The organism is Candidatus Cloacimonadota bacterium (assembly GCA_020532085.1).
Lineage (GTDB): Bacteria > Cloacimonadota > Cloacimonadia > Cloacimonadales > Cloacimonadaceae > Syntrophosphaera.
Window position 1 is genome coordinate 1 of the sequence record JAJBAV010000020.1, and the last position, 21,372, is coordinate 21,372.

At 57.5% G+C, this 21,372-nt stretch carries 15 protein-coding genes; 13 read left to right on the forward strand and 2 right to left on the reverse strand.

The window, feature by feature from the left end; translation table 11 throughout:
* The 8 genes from LHW45_06475 to LHW45_06510 all read left to right on the forward strand — a co-directional run.
* Positions 1–458, forward strand: a 458-nt coding sequence (locus LHW45_06475; GenBank protein ID MCB5285218.1) for a T9SS type A sorting domain-containing protein, incomplete at its 5' end; no start/stop codon positions are given.
* Between the two features lie 361 nt (positions 459–819).
* On the forward strand, positions 820–2,433 hold the full coding sequence (locus tag LHW45_06480; protein MCB5285219.1) for an SBBP repeat-containing protein: 1,614 nt from the start codon (positions 820–822) through the stop codon (positions 2,431–2,433).
* A 61-nt stretch (positions 2,434–2,494) separates the two neighbouring features.
* Complete coding sequence (locus LHW45_06485; protein MCB5285220.1) at positions 2,495–3,055, forward strand: T9SS type A sorting domain-containing protein; 561 nt, start codon at positions 2,495–2,497, stop codon at positions 3,053–3,055.
* Between the two features lie 226 nt (positions 3,056–3,281).
* A complete protein-coding gene (locus LHW45_06490) occupies positions 3,282–3,722 on the forward strand; it encodes a transcriptional repressor (GenBank protein MCB5285221.1) in 441 nt (146 codons plus the stop codon).
* A gap of 3 nt (positions 3,723–3,725) precedes the next feature.
* Positions 3,726–5,831, forward strand: a complete 2,106-nt coding sequence (gene feoB, locus LHW45_06495) for a ferrous iron transport protein B (protein ID MCB5285222.1) — start codon at positions 3,726–3,728, stop codon at positions 5,829–5,831.
* Positions 5,815–6,117, forward strand: a complete 303-nt coding sequence (locus tag LHW45_06500; GenBank protein MCB5285223.1) for a ferrous iron transport protein A — start codon at positions 5,815–5,817, stop codon at positions 6,115–6,117. Before feoB ends, LHW45_06500 begins: the two co-directional genes overlap by 17 nt.
* Positions 6,118–6,431: 314 nt before the next feature.
* Positions 6,432–7,064 carry a DUF975 family protein gene (locus LHW45_06505; GenBank protein ID MCB5285224.1) on the forward strand — a complete coding sequence of 211 codons (633 nt, stop codon included), beginning with the start codon at positions 6,432–6,434 and terminating at the stop codon, positions 7,062–7,064.
* A complete protein-coding gene (locus tag LHW45_06510; GenBank protein MCB5285225.1) occupies positions 7,061–7,375 on the forward strand; it encodes an MGMT family protein in 315 nt (104 codons plus the stop codon). The genes LHW45_06505 and LHW45_06510 overlap by 4 nt, the downstream gene beginning before the upstream one ends.
* 77 nt (positions 7,376–7,452) lie before the next feature.
* Here LHW45_06510 and LHW45_06515 read toward each other — a convergent pair whose 3' ends face one another.
* Complete coding sequence (locus LHW45_06515) at positions 7,453–10,539, reverse strand: GNAT family N-acetyltransferase (protein MCB5285226.1); 3,087 nt, start codon at positions 10,537–10,539, stop codon at positions 7,453–7,455.
* A 174-nt stretch (positions 10,540–10,713) separates the two neighbouring features.
* On the opposite strand from LHW45_06515, the gene LHW45_06520 reads away from it, so the two are divergent.
* Positions 10,714–12,384 (forward strand): T9SS type A sorting domain-containing protein, encoded by a 1,671-nt coding sequence (locus LHW45_06520; protein ID MCB5285227.1) that lies wholly within the window; start codon positions 10,714–10,716, stop codon positions 12,382–12,384.
* 76 nt (positions 12,385–12,460) lie between these two features.
* On the opposite strand, the gene LHW45_06525 is transcribed toward LHW45_06520, so the two are convergent.
* Positions 12,461–12,988 carry an NUDIX hydrolase gene (locus LHW45_06525; GenBank protein MCB5285228.1) on the reverse strand — a complete coding sequence of 176 codons (528 nt, stop codon included), beginning with the start codon at positions 12,986–12,988 and terminating at the stop codon, positions 12,461–12,463.
* 159 nt (positions 12,989–13,147) lie between these two features.
* Here LHW45_06525 and LHW45_06530 point away from each other — a divergent pair, with 159 nt between their 5' ends.
* From LHW45_06530 to LHW45_06545, 4 genes are all read left to right on the forward strand, one after another.
* Positions 13,148–13,612: a transcriptional repressor gene (locus LHW45_06530; protein MCB5285229.1), complete on the forward strand. Its 465-nt coding sequence runs from the start codon at positions 13,148–13,150 to the stop codon at positions 13,610–13,612.
* Between the two features lie 14 nt (positions 13,613–13,626).
* Positions 13,627–15,093: a catalase gene (locus tag LHW45_06535; GenBank protein ID MCB5285230.1), complete on the forward strand. Its 1,467-nt coding sequence runs from the start codon at positions 13,627–13,629 to the stop codon at positions 15,091–15,093.
* Positions 15,094–15,216: 123 nt separating this feature from the next.
* Positions 15,217–16,437: a T9SS type A sorting domain-containing protein gene (locus tag LHW45_06540; GenBank protein MCB5285231.1), complete on the forward strand. Its 1,221-nt coding sequence runs from the start codon at positions 15,217–15,219 to the stop codon at positions 16,435–16,437.
* Positions 16,438–16,585: 148 nt separating this feature from the next.
* The gene (locus LHW45_06545; protein MCB5285232.1) at positions 16,586–21,265 is read left to right on the forward strand and encodes an AAA family ATPase; all 4,680 of its coding nucleotides are present in this window, start codon (positions 16,586–16,588) and stop codon (positions 21,263–21,265) included.
* Positions 21,266–21,372 lie beyond the last annotated feature (107 nt).

The window sequence follows — 21,372 nt, forward strand, 5'->3', positions numbered from 1 at the left end:
TCAATACCGGCACACCTGATACACTGGGTCTGTTCTTGCCTCCATATGACCTGGCAGGTAACTGGCGAATATGGAATGGTAGGATAGATATGGGTTGTTATGAATACGGTTCTGAGCATTGGGTAAGCAACGATGATCCAGTGGTGCCTGAGATTCCAGCAATAATACTTGTCGTATATCCCAATCCCTTCCAGACGTTTTCTAACATCAAAATATCTATACCGGTTGAATACAGCAACAAAATGACTGGCATAAGTGAAACGAGCATTGATATTTACAACATCAAAGGGCAGAAAGTTAGGGCATTTTCCTTTGACCCAAGAAGTTCCCTCGAACAGGTCATAGTGTGGGATGGTAAGGATCAAAATGGAAACAACTGCACCAGTGGTCTATACATTGTAAACCTCACAATAGCTGGTGAGCATATAGCAAACAGAAAAGTAACTTTGGTTAAATAGGGACATTGGCAGCCCGGGGCAGTGCTACAATTTCATCTATCCTGACCCTACACGTAAAAAGGGTGATACTAGATTTGCAAAAAGGGTGATACTAGATTTGCAAAAAGGGTGAAACAGATTTGCAAAAAGGGTGAAACAGATTTGCAAAAAGGGTGAAACAGATTTGCAAAAAGGGTGATACTGGAGTCTCACTAAAAACAGCGATTTGCATCGAAAGTGATACTATATGCAATTTCACTTGATACTTTATAGAAATCCCGTTGAATCCTGATGACGGCGTTCGTGTAGATTCCGCTTGACATTATTCCATCCTATCATATAAAATGGCATCGACTCTTATATATTTCTACAAGGAGGAACAATGAATATGGTGAAAGGCCTCACGATATGCTTAGCGCTGGTTTTGGGTGTTGTTGGATTGACCGCTCAAAACCCAGAATGGCAGTGGGCAGCTGTAGCTGGTGGATTAAACTCTGAAAAGAGTCATGATATAGCCACTGACAGCCAAGGAAATCAGTATATTACCGGATGTTTCCAAGGAACAGCCACTTTCGGCCCCTACACGCTTATATCCAGCGGTGAAAACGATATCTTTGCGGCCAAGCTAGACCCCACGGGAAACTGGCTTTGGGCTGTCAGGGCGGGCGGGATATCAAATGACTATAGTTATGGGATTGCCATAGATTGGGAGGGCAACGCCTATCTGACCGGGTATTTTCAGGCAAGCGCTGGATTTGGCTCTGACACACTAACATCTAGCGGATATAATGATATCTTCATTGCCAAACTGGCTCCAGCGGGAAACTGGCTCTGGGCTATAAGGTCGGGCGGGACTGGTAATGACTCAGGCAGAGGCATAACCGTGGATGATGAGGGCAACGCCTACCTAACTGGTTTTTTTCAGTCAAGCGTCGGTTTTGGCCCTTACACACTCACATCCAGCGGAGGATTTGATATCTTCATCGCCAAACTTGGTCCCAATGGCAACTGGCTATGGGCGTTTTGGGCTGGCGGTACAGGCGATAACTTTGGGCTGAGCATCGCCATTGACAACCAAGGCAACACATATCTGACTGGAGAATTTAATTACACAGCCACTTTCGGTGCGTACACCATCACAGCAAGCGGAGAATGGGATGTTTTTGCCGCCAAGCTAGACCCCGCAGGCAACTGGCTTTGGGCAGCCAAAGCGGGGGGAACTAGTTTTGACGCTGGGAATAGCGTCTCTGTTGATGGCTCGGGCAATGCCTACCTGACCGGTTATTTTTATGGCATAGCCACTTTTGGCGCTCATACCCTCATTTCAAACGGAGAGGGCGATATCTTCACCGCTAAGCTAGGCGAAGCAGGTAACTGGCTCTGGGCTGTGAGTGCGGGAGTGGTTGGATATTCTGATATAGGACAGGGTATCGCCGTGGATGGAGCGGGCAATGCATATCTGACGGGATATTTTTGGGACACAGCCACCTTCGGCGTGCACACCATAGCTTCATGCGGTGAAAACGATATCTTCATCGCCAAACTTGACCCCGACGGCTACTGGCTTTGGGTAGTGAGTGCCGGCGGAGAATACTGGGAAGAGGGTTTAGGCATTACCGTAGATGCAGCGGATAATGCATTCCTAACCGGTCATTTCTCTGGCGCAGTAAGCTTCGGAGCTACCACCCACATTTCAAACGGAGATCACGATATCTTTGTTGCCAAACTGAGCTTTCAAGCGGCAAGACCAAAACCACCGGAAAACCTCTACCTCTCAAGGTTGGGCAATGACATTCTGCTCAGCTGGGACGCGGTGAACCTGGATACCAACAACCAATCGCTGATTCCCGACGCCTATCTCGTCTATTCCAGCACTGATGCCGACCCTGATACTTTCAACTTTCTGGGTGAGGTCGTGTGCAATTCTTACACCCATATCGGCGCATTGACGGATTATATTGAGCATTTTTATAGAGTGGTTGCTGTTCAAAACTGAGAAAATAATTTAATATTGAAGAAAGTGTTTCGCCTTCACCCACTCCGGATATCCTGTCGGAGTGGTTCCCGCCGGCACGGTACAGATCATCCTGTTCCGGCAACCCTACGGAGATCTCAGCCATTTCGGCTTCACCGCGGAAGGTGAGCCCTGCCTCCCCGGCGATCATGTCATCGATCCGGAAGGATACACCGCCTTCAACCAACTGGTGGAGATCAACTCCGGCGCCTATGTGTTGTGGGGAAGGTCAGCCTACGGCGGATGCGGCTCCTCGCCAATGCTGTACCTGCAAAAAGTCTATCGCGCGCCCGGCAGCGGGGAAACTCCGGAACCAGAGCTCTTGCTGCCCCAAAGCATTTATCCCAACCCCTTCACCCACCAGGCATCCATCGAGCTCCTCAGCAACACCCCGACCCTGCGCCAGGTCAAAGTCAGAGTGTTCAATATCAGAGGGCAACTGGTGTCTGAAATCATCAGAGAAGACCTTTCCTTCGGCGTCAATTTGATCGATTGGGACGGTAAAGACACTCAGGGGCGCGATGCTGCCCCGGGCATTTACTTTTTCAGGGTCGATCCGGGCGCAGGCAAATCCCAGGTCCTGCGCGCCGCGCGGATCAAGTAACGCTGGCTTGGAGCCAGGCTGGCGTCGAGAAAGATGTGAACAGCGATGACTTCCAGGCCGGACTCACTGTCGTGATGTTTGGGTCATGCAATCTGAGTTTCCCTGTGAGGGCTTATATCTATACCGGGGGCAGGGTGCGATTGTCGCTCCGAAAGACATGCGATAGTCCTTGACAAAAATCCCGGGCTTGAGATAATGCGACTGATTCTCATTAAAGGATAACGCCATGGATGACCAAGTCGCTGTTTTTGAGCAGTTTCTGCTCCGCAAGGGGCTGAAGCTCACCACTCCCCGCCGGGAGATCCTGGACGCGGTGTTCAACCTGCACGAGCACTTCGACGCCGAGCAGCTGCACGCCTCGCTGAAAGACCTGAAGCGCCGGATCTCCCTGGCCACCATCTATCGCACCCTGCCCCTGCTGGCGGAGGCCGGCCTGATCCAACATTCGCTACGCTCATCCTCCCGTGATGTGTTTGAACACATCTACGGCCATCCCCGCCACATCCACTGGATCTGCTCCCGCTGCGGCTGGGTGCAGGAAACTCCCTTGGACAGACTGAACAAGTCATTGCAGCAGGAAGCCTCCAACCTGAAATTCCGCCTGGACGAGGTGAACATCCAGGTGCGGGGCCTCTGCTGGAAATGCCGTGAGAATGAGAATCAATAGGCCATGAGCAAAAACAACCCCGTCATCGCCCTCGCCGGCAACCCCAACGTGGGCAAAACCACGCTCTTCAACGCCCTCACCGGCTCACACCAGACCGTTGGCAACTGGCCGGGTGTGACCGTTGAACGCAAGGAGGGCTTTTTCCTGCGCGAAGGCCGGCGTTACGAGGTGATCGACCTGCCCGGGATCTATTCCCTGGCAGCCGGATCGCCGGACGAACTGGTGGCCCGCAACTTTCTGGTGCAGAAAAAACCGGATCTGGTGATCAACATCGTGGACGCCTCGAACCTGGAGCGCAACCTCTACCTCACCCTGCAGTTGATGGAACTGAAGGTCCCGCTTTTAATCGTGTTTTCGATGATGGACATCGCCGCCCAAAACGGGATCGAGGTGGACCTGGAGCATCTGAAGAGCCATCTCAACTGCCCCATCCAACCTCTGGTGCTCTCCCGCCGTTTCGATCCCAGCCAGCTTTTTGACAACATCGACGCCTGCCTGGGCAAGTCACCCCGGAAAGCCGACCTGCGCTACGACGAGGTGGTGGAAAAGCACCTCTACAACATTGGCAACTTCCTGCTGCGGCACAGCGACGGACCCGCCTGGCCGGCAGCCTGGAAGGAACTGCCCCTGGGCTGGACGGCGCTGAAGCTGCTGGAACGGGACCCCTGGTTCCACGCGGCCCTGCCCCCGGCCTGGTTCGATGAGGTGGACCGCGAGATCCGCGCCGTGGAAAAACACCGCAACCAATCCTCCGCCGCCGCCCTGGCCGATGACCGCTACGGCTTCATCCGCGGTTTGGTGAAAGACGTGGCGCGCCACAAGAGCAAAACCGGCTCCACTTTGTCGGACAAGATCGACCGTGTGGTGCTGAGCAGCGTTTGGGGCCTGCCGGTCTTTTTTGGCGTGATGTACCTGGTCTTCCTGCTTGCCGTGCGGGCCAGCGAGCCCCTGATCGGTTGGATCGGCGACGGCCTGAACTGGCTGCTGGTGGACAAAGGCGGGGCTCTTTTGCTGGCCTGGAACTTTCCCGTCTGGCTGAAATACTTCCTGGCCGACGCCATCGGCGGCGGGATCGCCACCATCGCCACTTTCATCCCGCCCATTTTCTTCATCTTTTTGTGCATTTCCCTGCTGGAAGACAGCGGCTACATGGCCCGCGCCGCTTTCATCGCGGACAAGTTCATGCGCCGGGTGGGGTTGCCCGGAAAGGCTTTCATCCCGCTGCTGGTGGGTTTTGGCTGCACCGTGCCGGCCATCATGGCCACCCGCACCCTGGAAAGCAGGAGGGACCGCATCTTCGCCTCGCTGCTCACCCCTTTCATGAGCTGCGGCGCCAAACTGCCGGTCTACACCTATCTGGGCCTGCTGTTCTTTCCCCGGAGGGCCGATCTGGCCATCTTCGGGCTCTATTTCTTCGGGGTGGTGATGGGCATGCTGTTCGCGCTGGCGCTGAAGAAAACCCTCTTCAAGACCCAACCGGGCAACTTCGTGATGGAACTGCCGCCCTATCATCTGCCCACAGTGAACGCCATTGGCATGCACACCTGGCACCGCCTGAAAGACTTCATCCTGCGCGCCGGGCAAACCATCCTGCTGGTGACCGTGATCATCACCCTGCTGCAGGCTTTCGTGATTCCGGTGAACGGTGCGCAGGCCAGCGTTTTGGAACTGGGCGGAAAGCTGCTCACCCCGCTGCTGAGGCCGATGGGCATAGCCGCGGATAACTGGCAGGCCACGGTGGCCCTGATCTCCGGGCTGTTCGCCAAGGAAGCCATCGTGGGCACCCTGCAAAGCCTCTATCCTGATCCAGCCGCCATCCCCGGCACGTTCGGCGGCACAGCTTCCGGGATCGCTTTCCTGATCTTCATTCTCCTCTATTCGCCCTGCGCCGCCTCCCTGGCCGCCCTGCACAAGGAACACGGCTGGCGCTGGAGCCTCTTCACCTTCGGCTATCTCACGCTGCTGGCCTGGATCGTGGCCACCATCGCCTTCCAACTGCTGGCCTTCAATCCACAGTCCTGGCTTTGGCTGGGCCTCTGCCTCCTGTTGGCGGTGGCCTTTGTGGCCAGCCTCAAACTAATGGGAAGAAAACATGCTATCGAGACGTGACCGCGTTCGCCTCCGCCAGTTCGGCCGCAGATTCGGAGGCCGCCACAAAGCCTGCCATTGCCTCAGCGGCGATTGCATCAGCCTGGCCGACCTCAGCACCGGCAAAGAAGCCCTGATCACCTGCAACAACGACATCAAAACCATCGAACGCGGGCTCTACCACGGTAAAAGAGTGATCGCCCAGCGCAACGAGCCCGGGGAACCCAACATCGTGATAGCCGTGGGGGACGCCCGCTATGTGCTGGACCGCCGGGTGGCCGGAATGATCCGGGTGCGCGTGGTTTGAGACTTTCAGGCGCGGGTATTATCACAGTGATGGGAAGACGCGGAGACACCGGGAAAAGGGGGTTGAACGCAGAGATAAGCAGAGCAAGGGCAGGGGCAAAGCAGAGTTTTGTAAACGAAAATGAGGGAAGGGATGGGCCCGCATTTGGGCTCCCAACCCCACGGTAGAATCGACTTTATCCCTTTTTCTCTTTATCTCTCTATCTCTTAATCTCCAAGCCTCTGTGTAAAAATTACTCTCCCCCTCCGAAAATGATTGACAGGATCGTGGACTTTATTTAAACGAACCGCAAACATAAACCTCTGGGAGGAGAGATGAACAACGAAGAGATCCGCCGCGAGGCGAGAGAATTTCTCAAGGACAAATGGCTGAACCTGGCCTTGGTTTGGCTGATCTTCGGAGCGGTGCTATCGCTGGTCCCGGCCACTTTGGGGATCGGCGGGATCGTGGCCTTGATCGTGGGTGGACCCCTGATGCTGGGTATTTCCCGGATCTTTCTGAAGCTGTGGCACCGGCAGGACTTTCAGATCGAGGAAATGTTCCAGGGCTTCAACGATTTTTCCCGTTCGCTGGTGGCCTATCTGCTGATGTGCCTCTACGTTTTCCTTTGGTCCCTGCTGCTGGTTGTGCCCGGGATCATCGCCGCCATCAGTTATTCGATGACCTTCTTCATCATGGCCGAGGACCCCAAGATCGAGGCCCAGGAAGCCCTGCGCAAGAGCAAGGAGATGATGGAGGGGCACAAATCCGAATATTTCTCGCTGCTGTTCTCGTTCATCGGTTGGTTTCTGCTGGCCTGCCTGACCTGGGGCCTGGGATTTTTGCTGCTCTCTTCTTATACCACCATGGCCAGCACCATCTTTTACCAACGCCTCAAAGGCCAGGTTCAGCAAGCAGCATACAGTCAGCCAGAAGTTCCCGCGGCCAGTCCGCCTGAACCGATGTGAACAGCACCCAGGCAATAATTGAGGCCATCCTTGCCGTTCCCGCCGGCAGGGTGGCCAGTTACGCGCAAATCGCCGCGGAAGCTGGGATCCCCCGTGGGGCCAGACAGGTGTCCCGGGTGCTGCATTCCTGTTCGGACAGGCATGATCTGCCGTGGTGGAGGATCGTGCGCTCATCCGGCGAGATCGCCCTTCCCCCGGAGGCCGGAGGCAGCCTGCAAAAGGAATTGCTGCTGGGCGAGGGTGTCTTGTTCAGATCAACTTGGGTGGTCGATCTCAATCGCTGCGGAGATCAGCCAGCCAAAAACATTTGACAGTTAAAGCTGTTGCGTCATTTGGCCAGGCCGCCACAAACCGCAGAAAGGCCACCTTAGGGTTGCGGATCCTGGGATCATGCTGGACTAGCTGGCCCGAAGCGCAGGTCCAGCAGTTGGCCGCAGCTAGCCCACTCAAGGCGTTGCGGACTGAAGATGATGAAGACCGGCTTCAGCCACTTGGGATAATCCAGCAGCCGGGGACTGAAACGTTCCATGCGGAAACGGGCCACCGCTTTGTCGATGTGGAAGCCGGTGTTGGCCTTGCCTGGGCTGAGTATCTGTAGTAGTCTCCCTGCATTCTTGTTTTCCACGCTTAGGTGCCGCATGGATTCCCAGAGCCGCACATCTTCCCTCCCCGCGTCCAGGCTCTGCCAGCGGTTCGCGTCGAGGGGAAGGTGCACCCGGCAATTCTCCACTTTACCCCCTGGGGCAAAAAAGCCCATCAGCGGAATGCTCTCGAAGTTTGCAAAACCAGTTCCGGAGACCACTTCCGCGGTGATGACGAGCAAAGGCAGCCCGGGCAGGGTGAGATAATAGTGGCGGAAACACAAGCTTTTGAGCGGCTTGTAGTTTTCGATCCGAGTTTCATAGACCAGCCCCATCCAGGTATTGCCGTGCTGATCGTTCACCGCGGCGGCGCCCAAGCTGTGTTTTTCCTTGCGCAGTTCGGCCAGCGAGATCCCTGCCGGACGCGCGTGCAGGCCGCCGGGATAAGGGTTGTAATGCGATTTGGCCTGGTATTCCGGCCAGGCCTGGTCCAGCCACTCCCCGTCTTCACTCTCCAGCGACAGCAGTACCGGCAGATCAGAATCCACCGCCGCGCCCAGCTTCAGAACTCCATTATCCGCCCGCAGCCAATCTCCTTCTTTCCTGATCTTCACCTCCCCGCGGGGACGCAGGAGGATTTGCCTTCGGTACAGGTGGTACAGCGGCAGGGCGGCGTCACAGCAAAGCTCAAGCAGCGGAGCGTCCGGCTGTTCCAATACATCCCAGCTCACGCCGCGCTGGCCTGTCCCCTGCTCCAGAACCTTTACCTCCCTGAGGTCCAGCCCATTAAGGCTCAAGCTGAACGACCCACCCAGATCGCGGTCCTGGCGCCAAAGCAGTTCCACGCTGAAAGGACCGGTCAAAACGGGATTCCCCGAGTTGGCCAGCAGTTCCAAAGAAGTATGGGCCGCTTCGTAGGGCACATAGCATCCCCGGGCGTAATCCCGCAGTTGCAGGGCGTTTTGGAACTGGTTCAGGAAGAAGCGGATGGGCTGGCTTTCCAGTTCACCGGCCCGGAGCATGGCGCTGAGATCCAGGTCCCAGGCCAGATACCAGTTCTGAACCCTCACATGCAGGGCCGGATCCCAAACCAAGCCGGTGGTGATGCCGGCCCGGCCGTAAAAGATGAAGTTGCCGGTCACGCGGTTTTCCGGGAGCCATTCCAGTTCCGCTTCTATCTGATCGCGTTCCAGGCTGTGCAGTTCATCCCCGTGCTCATAGGTGATGAAGCTGCTGTTTGGCATCACCCGAAAGCGCAGGGTGGTTTTGGCGTTCTCAGGAAGGCTGATGATCCGGACCCAACATTCCAGCATACCTGAAGGGTGTAGCCGGTGGATGAGGGCGAATTCCGCCCCCGGAAAATCCTGGCTGCGATAGCGCAGCGTGATCTGATTGGCCTCTTGAAGTTCCTCCAGAACCACCTCCACGGGGTCGAGATGTTCCAGCTCTTCGGAGAAAGGCTCGCCAAGCATCGGGACTGGGAAGTGGCAATATTCGCCGAACACCGTGGAGAAGCTGGCGCGGTTTTTGCCTTGCCTGCTGCCCACCGTGAGGATGTGCGGGCCGTTGATGAGGGCGTGAAAGCCATCCATTGTTTTCTGGTCGCGCCCCGCGAATGACCTCAACATGGCCTCGCAGCGTTTTACGTATCTCACTTCCCGGCCTTTTTCTGGCCTGGCGATCACTCGCACCGTGGGGGTCCAGAGGCAGCCGCGGGAGCAGCTGATCCGCAGGGGCACACTTGCCCTGGCCTGGGCCGTGAGGCTGATCAGCCGCCGGTTTTCAGCCAGGGTGGCCGGTTCCTGAGGCAGGAACTCTAGCTCGAATTCGGCGGCCGTATCAAACTGGTTCTGAATATTGAGGTTAAGAACGTACTCCCGGCCGGGCATGAGCAGGTTCGCTTCGGTGAACATGGACAGGGTGAGCGGATACTGGCTCTTGAGCCCAGTTTTCATTTCCACGGCTTGTCCCCCCAGGGTCAGCAGCGTCCTAACTCCCGGCAGTGTCTGCCATTCATCGTCTCCGGGCTGGGGCTCCGAAAGGCTGAATCCCGCTTCCCAGGTGGCCTCTTTTACCAGTACAAAGCTGTGGCTTGCAATAAAATTCACATTGCCGTCATCCCGGCCTTCGATCTGCACCGGGATCGGTTTTCTGGAGCGGTTGGTGATTTCAAAGCATACCCTGTGCTCACTCCCGAAGACAGGTCGGGCCTGATCTACCCTGCATTCCACCGCGATCTCCTCCGTGGTAAAGGCCGTGATCCCGCGTCCGGTCTTCTCAAAGCTGATCGCCAGCTGGCGTCCGTCCTTTACCCAGAGATAGTCATAGAATTCAAATCCGTTGGCCTCCCTGCCGTCGGGAGCGATGGTCAGGTCGCGCTTCAGGTCGTCGTACCAATGGAAAAACGTGAACCAAGGCTTGAAATACCCGCTGTTCATGATCCCCGGCAGAAAATTCATCAGATGGGTGGCCTGGGTTTCCATCCGTTCCCAGAAAAAGCCGCATTTCTTGTAGAGCGGCACAGCCTTGGTGTTGCCCGGCCAAGTGAACAGGTCGAGACGCTGATAACCCAGTTCCACAGACCGCTCCACGCATTTATGCAGCAGAACTTTGCCGATCCCCTGACCATGCCAGGCCGGATCCACCGAGATCAGCTCCACATAGGCCACACCATCCTCCATGGAGTACTTGGTCAGCTTGGCGTAGCCGATCACTTCTCCGCCGGCCAGGGCCAGCCAGAGATTCAGATAGGGGGAATCCCGCTCTTCCTGCAACACTTTGGTTTCGCTGCTGTTCCAAACCCGGCCGTTCCAACCATCGCCGCTGCGGTTCCACATCGCCGCCACGGCTTTGGCAAAGCGGGGATCATACTCGGTGTAAACTACCTGTGCCACTATTTCTCCTGTTGGGGTGAGTTGTCCCTGTTTGCGTCGCAAGGGGAATATGTCAAGCATAAATTGGGATTTATACCGATGGCGGGAGTTCATCACCGGTATTGAGGAGAATAAATATGTTGACAGCTATGGAACCCGCGTATTTTTACAGCATCCTGAACCCAAGGAGTCAAAATGCGAGCTTTACTAAGTTTTGCCTGCTTTCTGGCGCTTGTTGCATCCGCCAGCATTCTCACAGCCCAAACCCCCCAATGGCTTTGGGCCTACCAGATGGAAGCTCCCATCAACATCCTGCCCTACGCCACGGCTACCGACGGTTCCGGCAACTGCTTTGTGACCGGCTGGTTCAGCGGCAACGCCGTTTTTGGCTCAGTCACCCTGGAGTGCGCCGGAGGCGATGACATCTTCCTGGCCAAATACTCTCCCTCCGGTGAACTGCTCTGGGCCACGCGGGGCGGGGGGCCCGGCGGCGATGAGTCTTTTGGGATCACAGCAGATGACGCCGGCAACGTGTGGATCACCGGTTATGCCGGGGATGGCGCGGTTTTTGGTTCCACCACCCTTTCCGGAGGGAGCGGCTTCATTTTCGTGGCCAAAGCAAACCCCAACGGAACCTGGCTTTGGGCGAACAAAAACGGCGACACCGGAGCCTACGGCGACGACCGCGGACATGCCATAACTGCCGATCCGCAGGGCAACTCCTATATTACAGGCTACATTAAGGGCAATGCCATCTTTGGTGATACGATCCTGAACACTCTCAGTGGCGATGAGCCGGCAGCTTTCGTTGCCAAGCTGGACTCTTCAGGCGAATGGGTTTGGTCCTATCCAACCTTCGGAATCACCTACGGCGACAGATCCTGGGGCCACGGCATTGACGTGGATGGCTTTGGAGATCTGGTGATCGCGGGTCTGTTCATGGGCCAGATGGCGGTGGGAAGCACCCAACTGGCCAGCGATGGACTGGACGCCTTTGTGGCAAAATTCAGCGGCCAGTCCTGGTCCTGGGCCAGGAAAGCCGGAGGGGGCATGTCTGACAAGGCTTGGGCTGTGGCCGCGGATAACGCTGGCAACTGCTATGTGGCTGGATGTTTCACTGTTTCCGCCAGTTTTGGCCCCATTACCCTTACCAGCAGTGACGCGGGAGGGGACGGTTTCGTGGGTAAACTTGATCAGTCCGGCTCCTGGCTGTGGGTGGCCCAGGCAGGAGGCGCTGGCTCACAAGACCTGCGCGGCATCGCCCTCGGGGGTGAAGGAAATGTCTGCGTGGGCGGCTACTATAGCGATCCGACCATTTGCGGAAGCCACGTGTTGCCAAGCTCTGCCGGAGGTTTTGATTGCCTTGCCGCAAAGTTGGATCCGGCAGGGAATTTCATCTGGGCTTTGGGCGCGGGAGGCGGAGGCGAGGACTGGACCCAGGGGATTTCCTGTGACACTGAGGGCAACAGCTTTCCCGTTGGCAGGTTCGGCACCGCGGCTGTATTCGGAGGCAACAGCCTCTACCAAATCATTGGACCATACGGTGGATTTGTAGCCAAGGCTTCTTCCGGCGGATCTTTCAGCGACGATCAACAGGTGCCGGAAGCGGCTGGACCGCGCCTGAGCGTGTGGCCCAATCCTTTGCTTATGGGAGACACTGCTGTGCTGAAAGCGGATCTGCCGGAAGACGAATCAGCTTCGGTAAGCATACATAACCTGCGGGGCCAACTGCTGAAAGTTTGGGATTTTAGCGCTGGAACCAGTGAAGCAGTCTTTAACACTGCCGGTCTACCGACCGGTATCTACCTCTGCCGCTTAAAATCAGCTGGCGCGGTCCGGGTGGCCAAGCTGGTGATCATGCCTTGAGACTCTTGTTGACACGGGTTTAGGATTTCCCTCCGGCCAGAACAGGCCGGCCAGATACGCCGTGGGGATAACTCCGCTAGATCTCCAGCCCTGTCTCCAGCCTGATGAAGCTGCGGTGAGCGGCAAAGGCGATGGGCGGCAGTTCTTTCAGGGGATGGAACACGGCCTCCTCAGCATCATCTCCGGCCTGCAGTTTTCCCCCGGTCACTTGCATCCGGAAACCCAGGCTCAGCACGCGCTCGTAGATGGGGCTGTAGCCGTAGTACCAAGCGATGAAGCGCTCCACCTCACCCTCCAGCCCGGTTTCTTCCTTCAGTTCAGCCACGGCGTTCTCTTCGGGCGTAAGATATATCTCCATATAGCCGCTGGGCAGGGCCCACATTCCCGCCCTGGGAGGGAGTTTCCGCTTCACCAACAGCAGTTCCCCGGCCGCGTTGAGCACCAGGACGGCCACAGCGGGGATGGGATTCTTGTATTGCACCCGGCCGCAAGCTTCGCAGACCAGGCGGGCTTTGCCCTCGTGGTCCTCCCTGGGAACCAGCCGGCCTCCGCAGCCTTGGCAGAACTTCACTTCGGGGTATTGGGGTTCTTCATGTTCAAGCATGAGACCAGGCTGGCCATCCGCTCCGGCCTGTCAACCCCTTTGTGCGCGGCATCCGCTCCGGGCCCCAATCGAGGGCAGTATCGTGCGGGGGTTGAACTTTTCCCTTGACAGGATTTCGACGCGTTCCCACATAGGAATCATTACTATTCAGGATGCGTCATGATTGCCAAACAGATATTTGCCGAACGCTTGGAAAGCTTTCTGGCCAAGGCGAAGGAACGCGGCGTACGGGTTACGCCCCAGCGCCTGGCCATCCACCGGATCGTGGCTTCCAGCGAAGACCATCCCGGGGCGGAGGAGGTGCACAAAAAACTTCGCCGCCGCTTTCCCACCGTCTCGCTGGACACGGTCTACCGCACCCTCCGTTTGTTGGAGGAACTGGAACTGGTAAGCGCGGTACACCCTCACCACGATACTCAGCGTTTCGACGCCAACACCAGGCCACACCACCATTTCATCTGCCTCCGCTGCGAACTGATCCGCGACTTCACGAACCCCAGACTCAGCGCCCTCTCCATTCCCTCCGAAAGCCTGGCCTTTGGCCTGCCCCGGGACCTGAGTGTGGAGGTGCGCGGCGTTTGCAACAACTGCTTGAACAAACCAGGCAAGAACCGTAAAAACTAATAAGGAGCACATCCATGGACGACAAGAAGAAAAAACTCACCCACGTCTCCGGCGCCCCGGTGCCGAACAACAACGACATCCTCACCGCCGGAAAGCGCGGACCGCTGCTGATGCAGGACGTCTGGCTGGTGGAAAAACTGGCCCATTTCGACCGCGAGGTGATCCCCGAACGCCGCATGCACGCCAAAGGCTCCGGCGCTTACGGCACTTTCACCGTAACCCACGACATCACCAAGTACACCAAGGCGAAGATTTTCTCCGAGATCGGGAAGCAGACCGAGTGCTTCGTGCGCTTCTCCACCGTGGCCGGAGAACGCGGCGCCGCCGACGCCGAGCGCGACATCCGCGGCTTCGCCCTCAAGCTCTACACCGAAGAGGGAAACTGGGACATCGTGGGCAACAACACCCCGGTCTTCTTTTTCCGCGATCCCCTGCGCTTTCCCGGGCTCAACCACGCCGTGAAGCGCGATCCCAAGACCAACTTGCGCAGCGCCACCAACAACTGGGACTTCTGGAGTTCGCTGCCGGAGGCCATCCATCAGGTCACCATCACCATGAGCGACCGCGGCATCCCTCTCTCTTACAGGCACATGAACGGTTACGGCTGCCACACCTTCGCCATGTATGACAGGGACAACCACCGCGTCTGGGTGAAATTCCACTTCAAAACCCAACAAGGCATTAAAAACCTCACCGACGCCGAGGCTGAAGAACTTGTCGGGAAAGACCGCGAAAGCCATCAGCGCGACCTCTTTGAAGCCATCCAAAAAGGCGATTTTCCCCGCTGGACCCTGTCCATCCAGGTGATGACCGAAGAAGAGGCCAACGCTCTGCCTTACAATCCTTTCGATGTCACCAAGGTCTGGTCCAAAAAGCAGTGGCCCCTCATCGAGGTGGGCGTGCTGGAACTGAACAAAAACCCCGAAAACTATTTCCAGGATGTGGAACAGGCCGCCTTCACCCCGGCCAACATCATCCCCGGCATCGGCTATTCACCCGACCGCATGCTGCAGGCCAGGCTCTTTTCCTACGGCGACGCCCAACGCTACCGTCTGGGCATCAACCACCACCAGATCCCCGTGAACAAAGCCCGCTGCGAGGTGAACGCCTTCCACCGCGACGGCGCCATGCGCCTGGACGGAAACTACGGCGCCACCAGGGGTTATGATCCCAATTCCTATGGCGAATGGCAGGACCAGCCGAACTTCTCCGAGCCGCCCTTCCCGCTGGAAGGCGACGCCGACCGCTACAATTTCCATGAGGATGATAACGATTATTACAGCCAGCCCCGGGCCCTCTTCCATCTGATGAGCGCGGAGCAGAAACAGGTGCTGTTCGACAACACCATGCGCAACCTGGGCGACGCTCCCCGGGAGATCAAGGTCCGCCACATCATCAACTGCTGGAAGGTTGATTCCGCCTACGGCGAAGGGGTTGCCAAAGCCTGCGGCATAGCCATGGACGAAATCCCCGTTCAATAATCGGATACAGAACCACAGCCACCGGATCCGGTCCTTCCGGATCCGGTATTTTATTTATTATTGGGGAACGAAAATTGCTTGTTCTGCGGTAACTGCTTGAGAAACAAGCAAAAGGAGTGAGCCATGAACAAGAGCTTCATGATTCTGTTTTTAGGCCTCACCGTGGCCCTGGGCGCTTTCGAGATCTTTCCTTACGCCCTGGAGGTCGAGGGCATCGAGCACGTAAATCTGGAACAAAACCCCCTGGTTTTGGGCAACTGCGTGGGAGACCAATCCTACCTCCAACTGAACAGTGGCACCGGTTGGGTGCAGTATCCCTCTTACCTGAAGGGCGTGCCCATCACCGGATCCTGTTTGCTGAACGACAGCACCCTGATGCTGGCCATGGGCGCCGGCTTCTGGAGCGACGGGGTTTACAACTTCGATCTGAACAACCACAGCTGGCAGCTGAACGAATGGTTCTACCGCCCCAATTTCCTGCTCAGATACCCCGGCAACGGCAATTTCTATGTGGGTGACGACACCGGCCTGCTCTTTTCCACCGACGGCGCCGACTGGAACTGGGTCTACACCATCGGCAAGTATGAATGCAACAGCCTGGCCTGGCACGGAGAACACCTGGTCACCAACATTGGCAACGGCGTCTGGTACTCCGCGGATTCCGGCCAGAGCTGGCAAATGAGCCCGATGACGTTGCTTAAGGGATTCCGCTTCACCGATCAGGGCATCCTCTACGGGTTGATGAATGACGGCTCGGATTCCGACGGCCTCTGGCGCTCCCTGGATTATGGCGCCACCTGGAACGTGGTCTTCTACACCACCGGGCTCAACCAGATCGGTCCGGACTTCGCTGGCTACCTGCCCCTGGGCTGGGGCCAGCCGAACGAAAACGGACTGTTTTTGGAATTGAAGGCTCCCGACGACAGCCTCATCTCCATGTCGCATCCCGTGCTGCATTATCCCGTCTGGGCTCTGGAGGTCTTTCCCCTGGTGAACACGCCCTCTTTCTACGTCCTCAATTTGGCCGGGATCTATTTCCTGACCGGGTTTTCGCCCGTGGAGGCCGATGACCCTGCCGTCCCCCCGGTTTCAGGCTGGAGCGCCACCCTTTTTCCCAATCCCGCCAAAAGCTGGACGGAACTGAGTTTCAACGCCACCATCCCCCGCGGCACCGATATCAGCCTCTATGACCTCAAAGGCCGCAAGATCGCCAACCTTAAACTACAGCAGACCGGCTCCGCCAGGCTGCGCCTCGAGCTTCCCAAGCTCCCCGGCGGCATCTACCTGCTGAAGATCCGGGCGCAAGGACAGGCCCAAACCCTGAGGCTGGTGATGGCACATTGATTCCGGTCCAAGTTCGAGAGGATCTTGAGGGCTTCTCCGCGCTTTTTTTCCGGGCGGGTCCAAAGGAACCCAAGCAGGAAAATCATTGACATTTTCACGCGGCCCCCTGAGCTTGCGTTCATAAGGTAAATATTCAGGGAGTTTGAACATGGCTATATCTCAGACACCTTTGAGGAATCTTTTCACCTATATCAGGGACCTCTATGACGTCGCCGGCCTGTATGGCGATTTTTTGGCGGAACAGGGCAATCCCAAGCAGTTCGGGATGAACGCCTGGACCCTGCAGGAGTTGATCCAGCTTCACGCCGAGAGCCAGGGTAAGTATGCCAAGTACTTTTCCGTCCGCTTTGGCGAAGGTGAGGAAGATCCCGCCTCAAAGCCGGCCAAAAAGGGCAAATCCAGTCATGAACAAACATCCAACACCAACGTCCTGCTTTCCATCAGCAAACCCGAGCTGAATCCGGAACCCCTGCCCGATCCCCGCCTTTCCCCCTGGCTCACTCTCACTCCCAGGCACAACGACATGCCCCTGCTGAACTATCTGGACAAGATCCCCCTGACTAAAGGAAAGAAGACCGCTCCGCCGGTGCCGTCGCCAGGCCCGCGCGTGATCCTCACCCAGGAAGACGCCTGGGAAGACGACGAGGCCCCCGTCGCCACCACGGAACCAAGTCCCGATGCAGAATGGGACTACTTTTCCAATCATCCGGAGCTTAAAAAGCCCTTCGAAGCTTATAAGAAGGCCTACGAAGCGCACTGGCAGGCCAACCGCCTGCCCCTCCAACTGGCCGCCCTCTATGACAGCCTCCACACCCTCTATTACGAGGTGAAAGGAAGCTCCCGGCTGGAACTGGCCCTGTCTTTTGGCTTGGTGGCCATGAAGATGGGGGCTGTGCGCTACCGCAACTATCTCTACCAGGTTCCCCTGATCATGGAACTCAAAAAGGGCAACATCCAGATCTCGCTCGACGCCGTCACCGCCGGGGTCACCTGCGACGCGCATTTCCTGCCCTATCTGAAGGACCTCCATCCCAAGGACAGCCCCGCCAGCATCGAAAAACGCAAGGAGGAAATCCTCTCCGCCGTAAGCGCCTTCAACAGCGGCATCCACCTCCTCAGCTTCTATCCGGAGGACATGCACACCGAATTTTTCGACCCTGCCCTGCTCACCCTGGATTCCTTCCCCTCCAAAACGGTGAAGTTCTTTTTGGGCGACAAACTCACGGAGGGCAAGGAACCGCTAAAGGAAGGTGAAAGGCTGGATTACGCTTTTCACGACGAGATCCCCGAAAAAAACCTGGTCTTCAGCTTTTCCCCCGTGATCCAGACCCGGATCATGGAGGTGAACACCCTCATCTACCGCGACGCCAGCAACATCATCAAGGAGATCGACCGCCTGGAAGCCGCCAAAAACACCGCCGCCATTCCCAACCTCTTCAAAAAAATGTTCGTGGTGGGAGACGGCTCCTTCCCGGAGGCACAGCCGCCCCAGAGCCTCCAGGGTGAGTTGCATTTTCCCAAACCATACAACAAGGAGCAACTGCGCATCATTGAGCGCATCGCCACCGAAGACGCCCTGGTGGTGGAAGGCCCTCCCGGAACGGGAAAAAGCCACACCATTGCCAACATCGTGGCCCACAGCGTGGCCAACGGGCTGAACATCCTGGTGGTCTCCCAAAACGCCAAGGCCCTCACCGTGATCCGGAACCAGATCCCGGAATCCATCCGCGACCTCTCCGTGGCCGTGCTCAACGAAGGCCGCAGCGACGAAATGCTCAAGAACTCCGTGGGCTCCATCATCGCCAACATGAGCAGGGAATATGGCGACAAAACCCTGAATCTGCTCGTGGACGCTCAGGAACAGGTTTTCCAAAAGTACTCCGAGATGAAGGACCAGATCAACCGCAAGATCGCCGCCAACAACCAGGAATTCCGCCTCACGGACCCCGAACGGGGGCTGGATGTCTGCAAGCCGGCCCACCTTTGGGCGATGGAATTCATCGAGGCCGATCCCGCCGGCCTGCCGGTGCTGGACAAGATCCATTACCAGCAGGACACCACCGGCCTGCCGGAGAAGCTGCTGCAGCTTTACAGCCTGGCTTCCGCGGTCAGGGCGGAGGACTTCGCCCTCTCCGGCCACAAATATCTGCCCGTGGACAGCCTTCTGGATCCTGAAACCGTGGCCTCCATGTTTTTGGAAGCCGAGGAACTGGCCAAGGCGATCGACCGTTCCCTGTATGATGGCTACGATCCCTTCCTGGCCCCGCCCGAATTTTTCCAGCAGCTGGACCAGGCAGAGCTGGCCCTCAAAAAGTTCGCCGGCGGCCCCGGCCAGCTCATCCTCTCCTCCGGTGGCTTCAACCCCATTCTGCTGGAAGCCTTGCTGGGCAGTTGCGCGGAGGATTTCCGGTTTGTGGAGGAGGCCGAAAGCCAGCTGGTGAGCCACGTGTTTGAGCTCGGACCCATCGAGGCTGTGGAGCCAGAGGACCTGCTGGAGGTGATAGACAAGCTGATCGAGCAGAAATCCGGCGGGAAAAACGATCTTAAGGACTGGTTCTCGCACCGGATCATGGGCATCAAGAAGCATGTCGGCGATTGCCGGATAGACGGCAGCAAGGTGGATGAGCTGCACGAGCTTAAAAACCTGCGCACCCACCTGCAGATGAAGGGGAAGGCTGCCCTGCTGGTGCAAAAATACAACCAGTTGCTGCGCGAGAACTTCAAGGTGAAACACAGCTTCTCCAGCTACAAGGATTATCTCTTTCTCCAATCCTTGCGTGAATACTACCTCACCTGGACCTGCCTGAACGAAACCCTCCGGGCCCTGCGTGCCCCCTCCCTGGACCTTTGGGTGGATCCCGAAGGAGATCAGCTGCCCTGGCTGAAAGGCCTCAAGGCGTTTCAGGAACTCCTCGCCGCCGAAAACGCCCTGCAGGATTACCACGCCGAACTCAGCCTGGACAGGCTCTATCATCCCCAACTGGCCGAACTGGCCGGGGCCGTGCGCAAAAGAAGCTACGCTGAATACCGTGATGCCTACGCGGAATATCAGAAGCTGATGTCGCGCGTCTATACCATGAAATCCTTCGACGACCTCTACAACGATCTTTTCCAAAAGCTCCCCCTCACCGTTCAGCATTGCCGCGACCTCGCCCAGCGCGAACAACGCCTGGAGATCAGCCGGGAAGCCATCGACGCGGCCCTGTGGTATCGCAAGGAGCAATCCGTGCTGGATACCGTCACCCCCTATGTGTCCGGCCTGGACGAGGACCTGGAGCGGATGCACCATCTGCGGGCGGACCTCTTTCACAAGACCACGGAGCTGATCGCCTTCAAAGCCTGGAAAAGCCTCCAGCAAAAGGTGACCGAAGAGCAAAAGGCCGCCCTCACCGCCTGGCTGATCGCCCTCAACGACGCCGGCCGCGGTTACGGCAAAAACCACGCCCTCAACCTCCGCGAGGCGGCCAAACACATGCGCCGCGCCCGCCAGGCCGTGCCCGTCTGGATCATGACCATCCGCGCCGCCATCACCTTCTTCTCCGACGCCGCCCCCGCCCAATTCGACCTCCTCATCATGGACGAAGCCAGCCAGTGCGACATCAGTTCCTACAACCTCATCTTCCGCTCCCGCCGCTCCATCATCGTGGGCGATCCCAACCAGACCGCCGTGGTCGTGGATTCCAACCAGTTCTCCAAAGCCCGCGTCGGTGACCTCCTCGAGCGCCATTTCCCCGGCTACGACTTCCGCCAGACCCTCAACGTTACCGAATCCGACAACAGCATCTACTCCATGTGCCGCGTCACCTACCCCAACTACATCAGCCTGGTGGAGCACTTCCGCTGCCTGCCGGAGATCATCGCCTTCTCGAACCAGAATTTCTATGCCGGCCGCATCATCCCCCTGCGCACCAACAACCTCAGGAACCTCGGCGCGCCGGTGGAACTCATTTATGTGGAGGACGATCCCAAGGACCTCAGAAAGATCCGCGTGGCCGAGCGGGTGACCAGCGAGATCGAACGCCTGATCGAAAGATTTGAAAACAAGGAGATCCCCTTCCTGCCCACAGTGGGCATCCTAACCTTGGACAGCACCAAGGTCCAGCACCGCAACGCCCTGATCCGCGCCCTCGCCTCCAGTGATGCCGTCAAGAGCCACGAAGACGAACTCAAACTGCTGGTGGGAACTTCACGCGAATTCCAGGGCGACGAGCGCCAGATCATCTTCCTCACCATCGCCGCCTCGCCCCGGGTGGTGGAAAAAGAAGGCGAACTGGAATTCTCCGCCCCCGTGGTGGCTGAAAGCGAGGCCATGAAACGCATCTACAACGTGGCTGCCAGCCGCGCCATCTACCGCAGCGTGATCGTCCACAGCCTCCCCCCGGAAGCCGTGGCCAAAATGAAGGAGGACAACCTCCGCCGCCGCCTGATGGACCACTACGGAGGCCTCAGCGCCAGGGAAAAGCCCCGCGACACCAGCCCGGAAGCCCTTCTCAGCCAGACCGACGCCAACCTCGGCGATTTCGGCCGCCAGGTCTGCCAGGCCCTCTGCGGGAACGGATTCCGGGAGGAGCTCATCCCCCAGTTCAAGATCGGGAACTACACCCTCGATTTCGCCATCTGCCAGGGCGACGTCAAGATCGCCATCATCTGCGATGGACTCGAGGGACGCACCGGACAGGAATTCATCAGCGCCTCGCTGGACCAGCAGCAGGTGCTGGAACGCGTGAACTGGAAATACTACCGCCTGCAGAGCACCGAGTGGTATTACAAAAAAGCCGAGGTGACCGCCAAACTCTTCTCCTGGCTGAACAATCAGCTCAAAGCCTGAGTTGGTCCCCGCTGGCGCCGGGCGAAAAAAGACACTGGCGCCAGCGACCTGGCCAACTCAGTTGGGTTTAAAAGTGCGAGGCAGTGAAACTGGTCGTTTGAGCTGAG

Bases quoted from the DNA above. Each gene is read 5' to 3' on its own strand.
- LHW45_06480 (MCB5285219.1), top strand. From the start codon at position 820: ATGAATATGGTGAAAGGCCTCACGATATGCTTAGCGCTGGTTTTGGGT.
- LHW45_06500 (MCB5285223.1), top strand. From the start codon at position 5,815: ATGCTATCGAGACGTGACCGCGTTCGCCTCCGCCAGTTCGGCCGCAGA.
- LHW45_06525 (MCB5285228.1), bottom strand. From the start codon at position 12,988: ATGCTTGAACATGAAGAACCCCAATACCCCGAAGTGAAGTTCTGCCAA.
- LHW45_06540 (MCB5285231.1), top strand. From the start codon at position 15,217: ATGAACAAGAGCTTCATGATTCTGTTTTTAGGCCTCACCGTGGCCCTG.
- LHW45_06490 (MCB5285221.1), top strand. From the start codon at position 3,282: ATGGATGACCAAGTCGCTGTTTTTGAGCAGTTTCTGCTCCGCAAGGGG.
- LHW45_06520 (MCB5285227.1), top strand. From the start codon at position 10,714: ATGCGAGCTTTACTAAGTTTTGCCTGCTTTCTGGCGCTTGTTGCATCC.
- LHW45_06530 (MCB5285229.1), top strand. From the start codon at position 13,148: ATGATTGCCAAACAGATATTTGCCGAACGCTTGGAAAGCTTTCTGGCC.
- LHW45_06505 (MCB5285224.1), top strand. From the start codon at position 6,432: ATGAACAACGAAGAGATCCGCCGCGAGGCGAGAGAATTTCTCAAGGAC.
- LHW45_06545 (MCB5285232.1), top strand. From the start codon at position 16,586: ATGGCTATATCTCAGACACCTTTGAGGAATCTTTTCACCTATATCAGG.
- LHW45_06535 (MCB5285230.1), top strand. From the start codon at position 13,627: ATGGACGACAAGAAGAAAAAACTCACCCACGTCTCCGGCGCCCCGGTG.
- feoB (MCB5285222.1), top strand. From the start codon at position 3,726: ATGAGCAAAAACAACCCCGTCATCGCCCTCGCCGGCAACCCCAACGTG.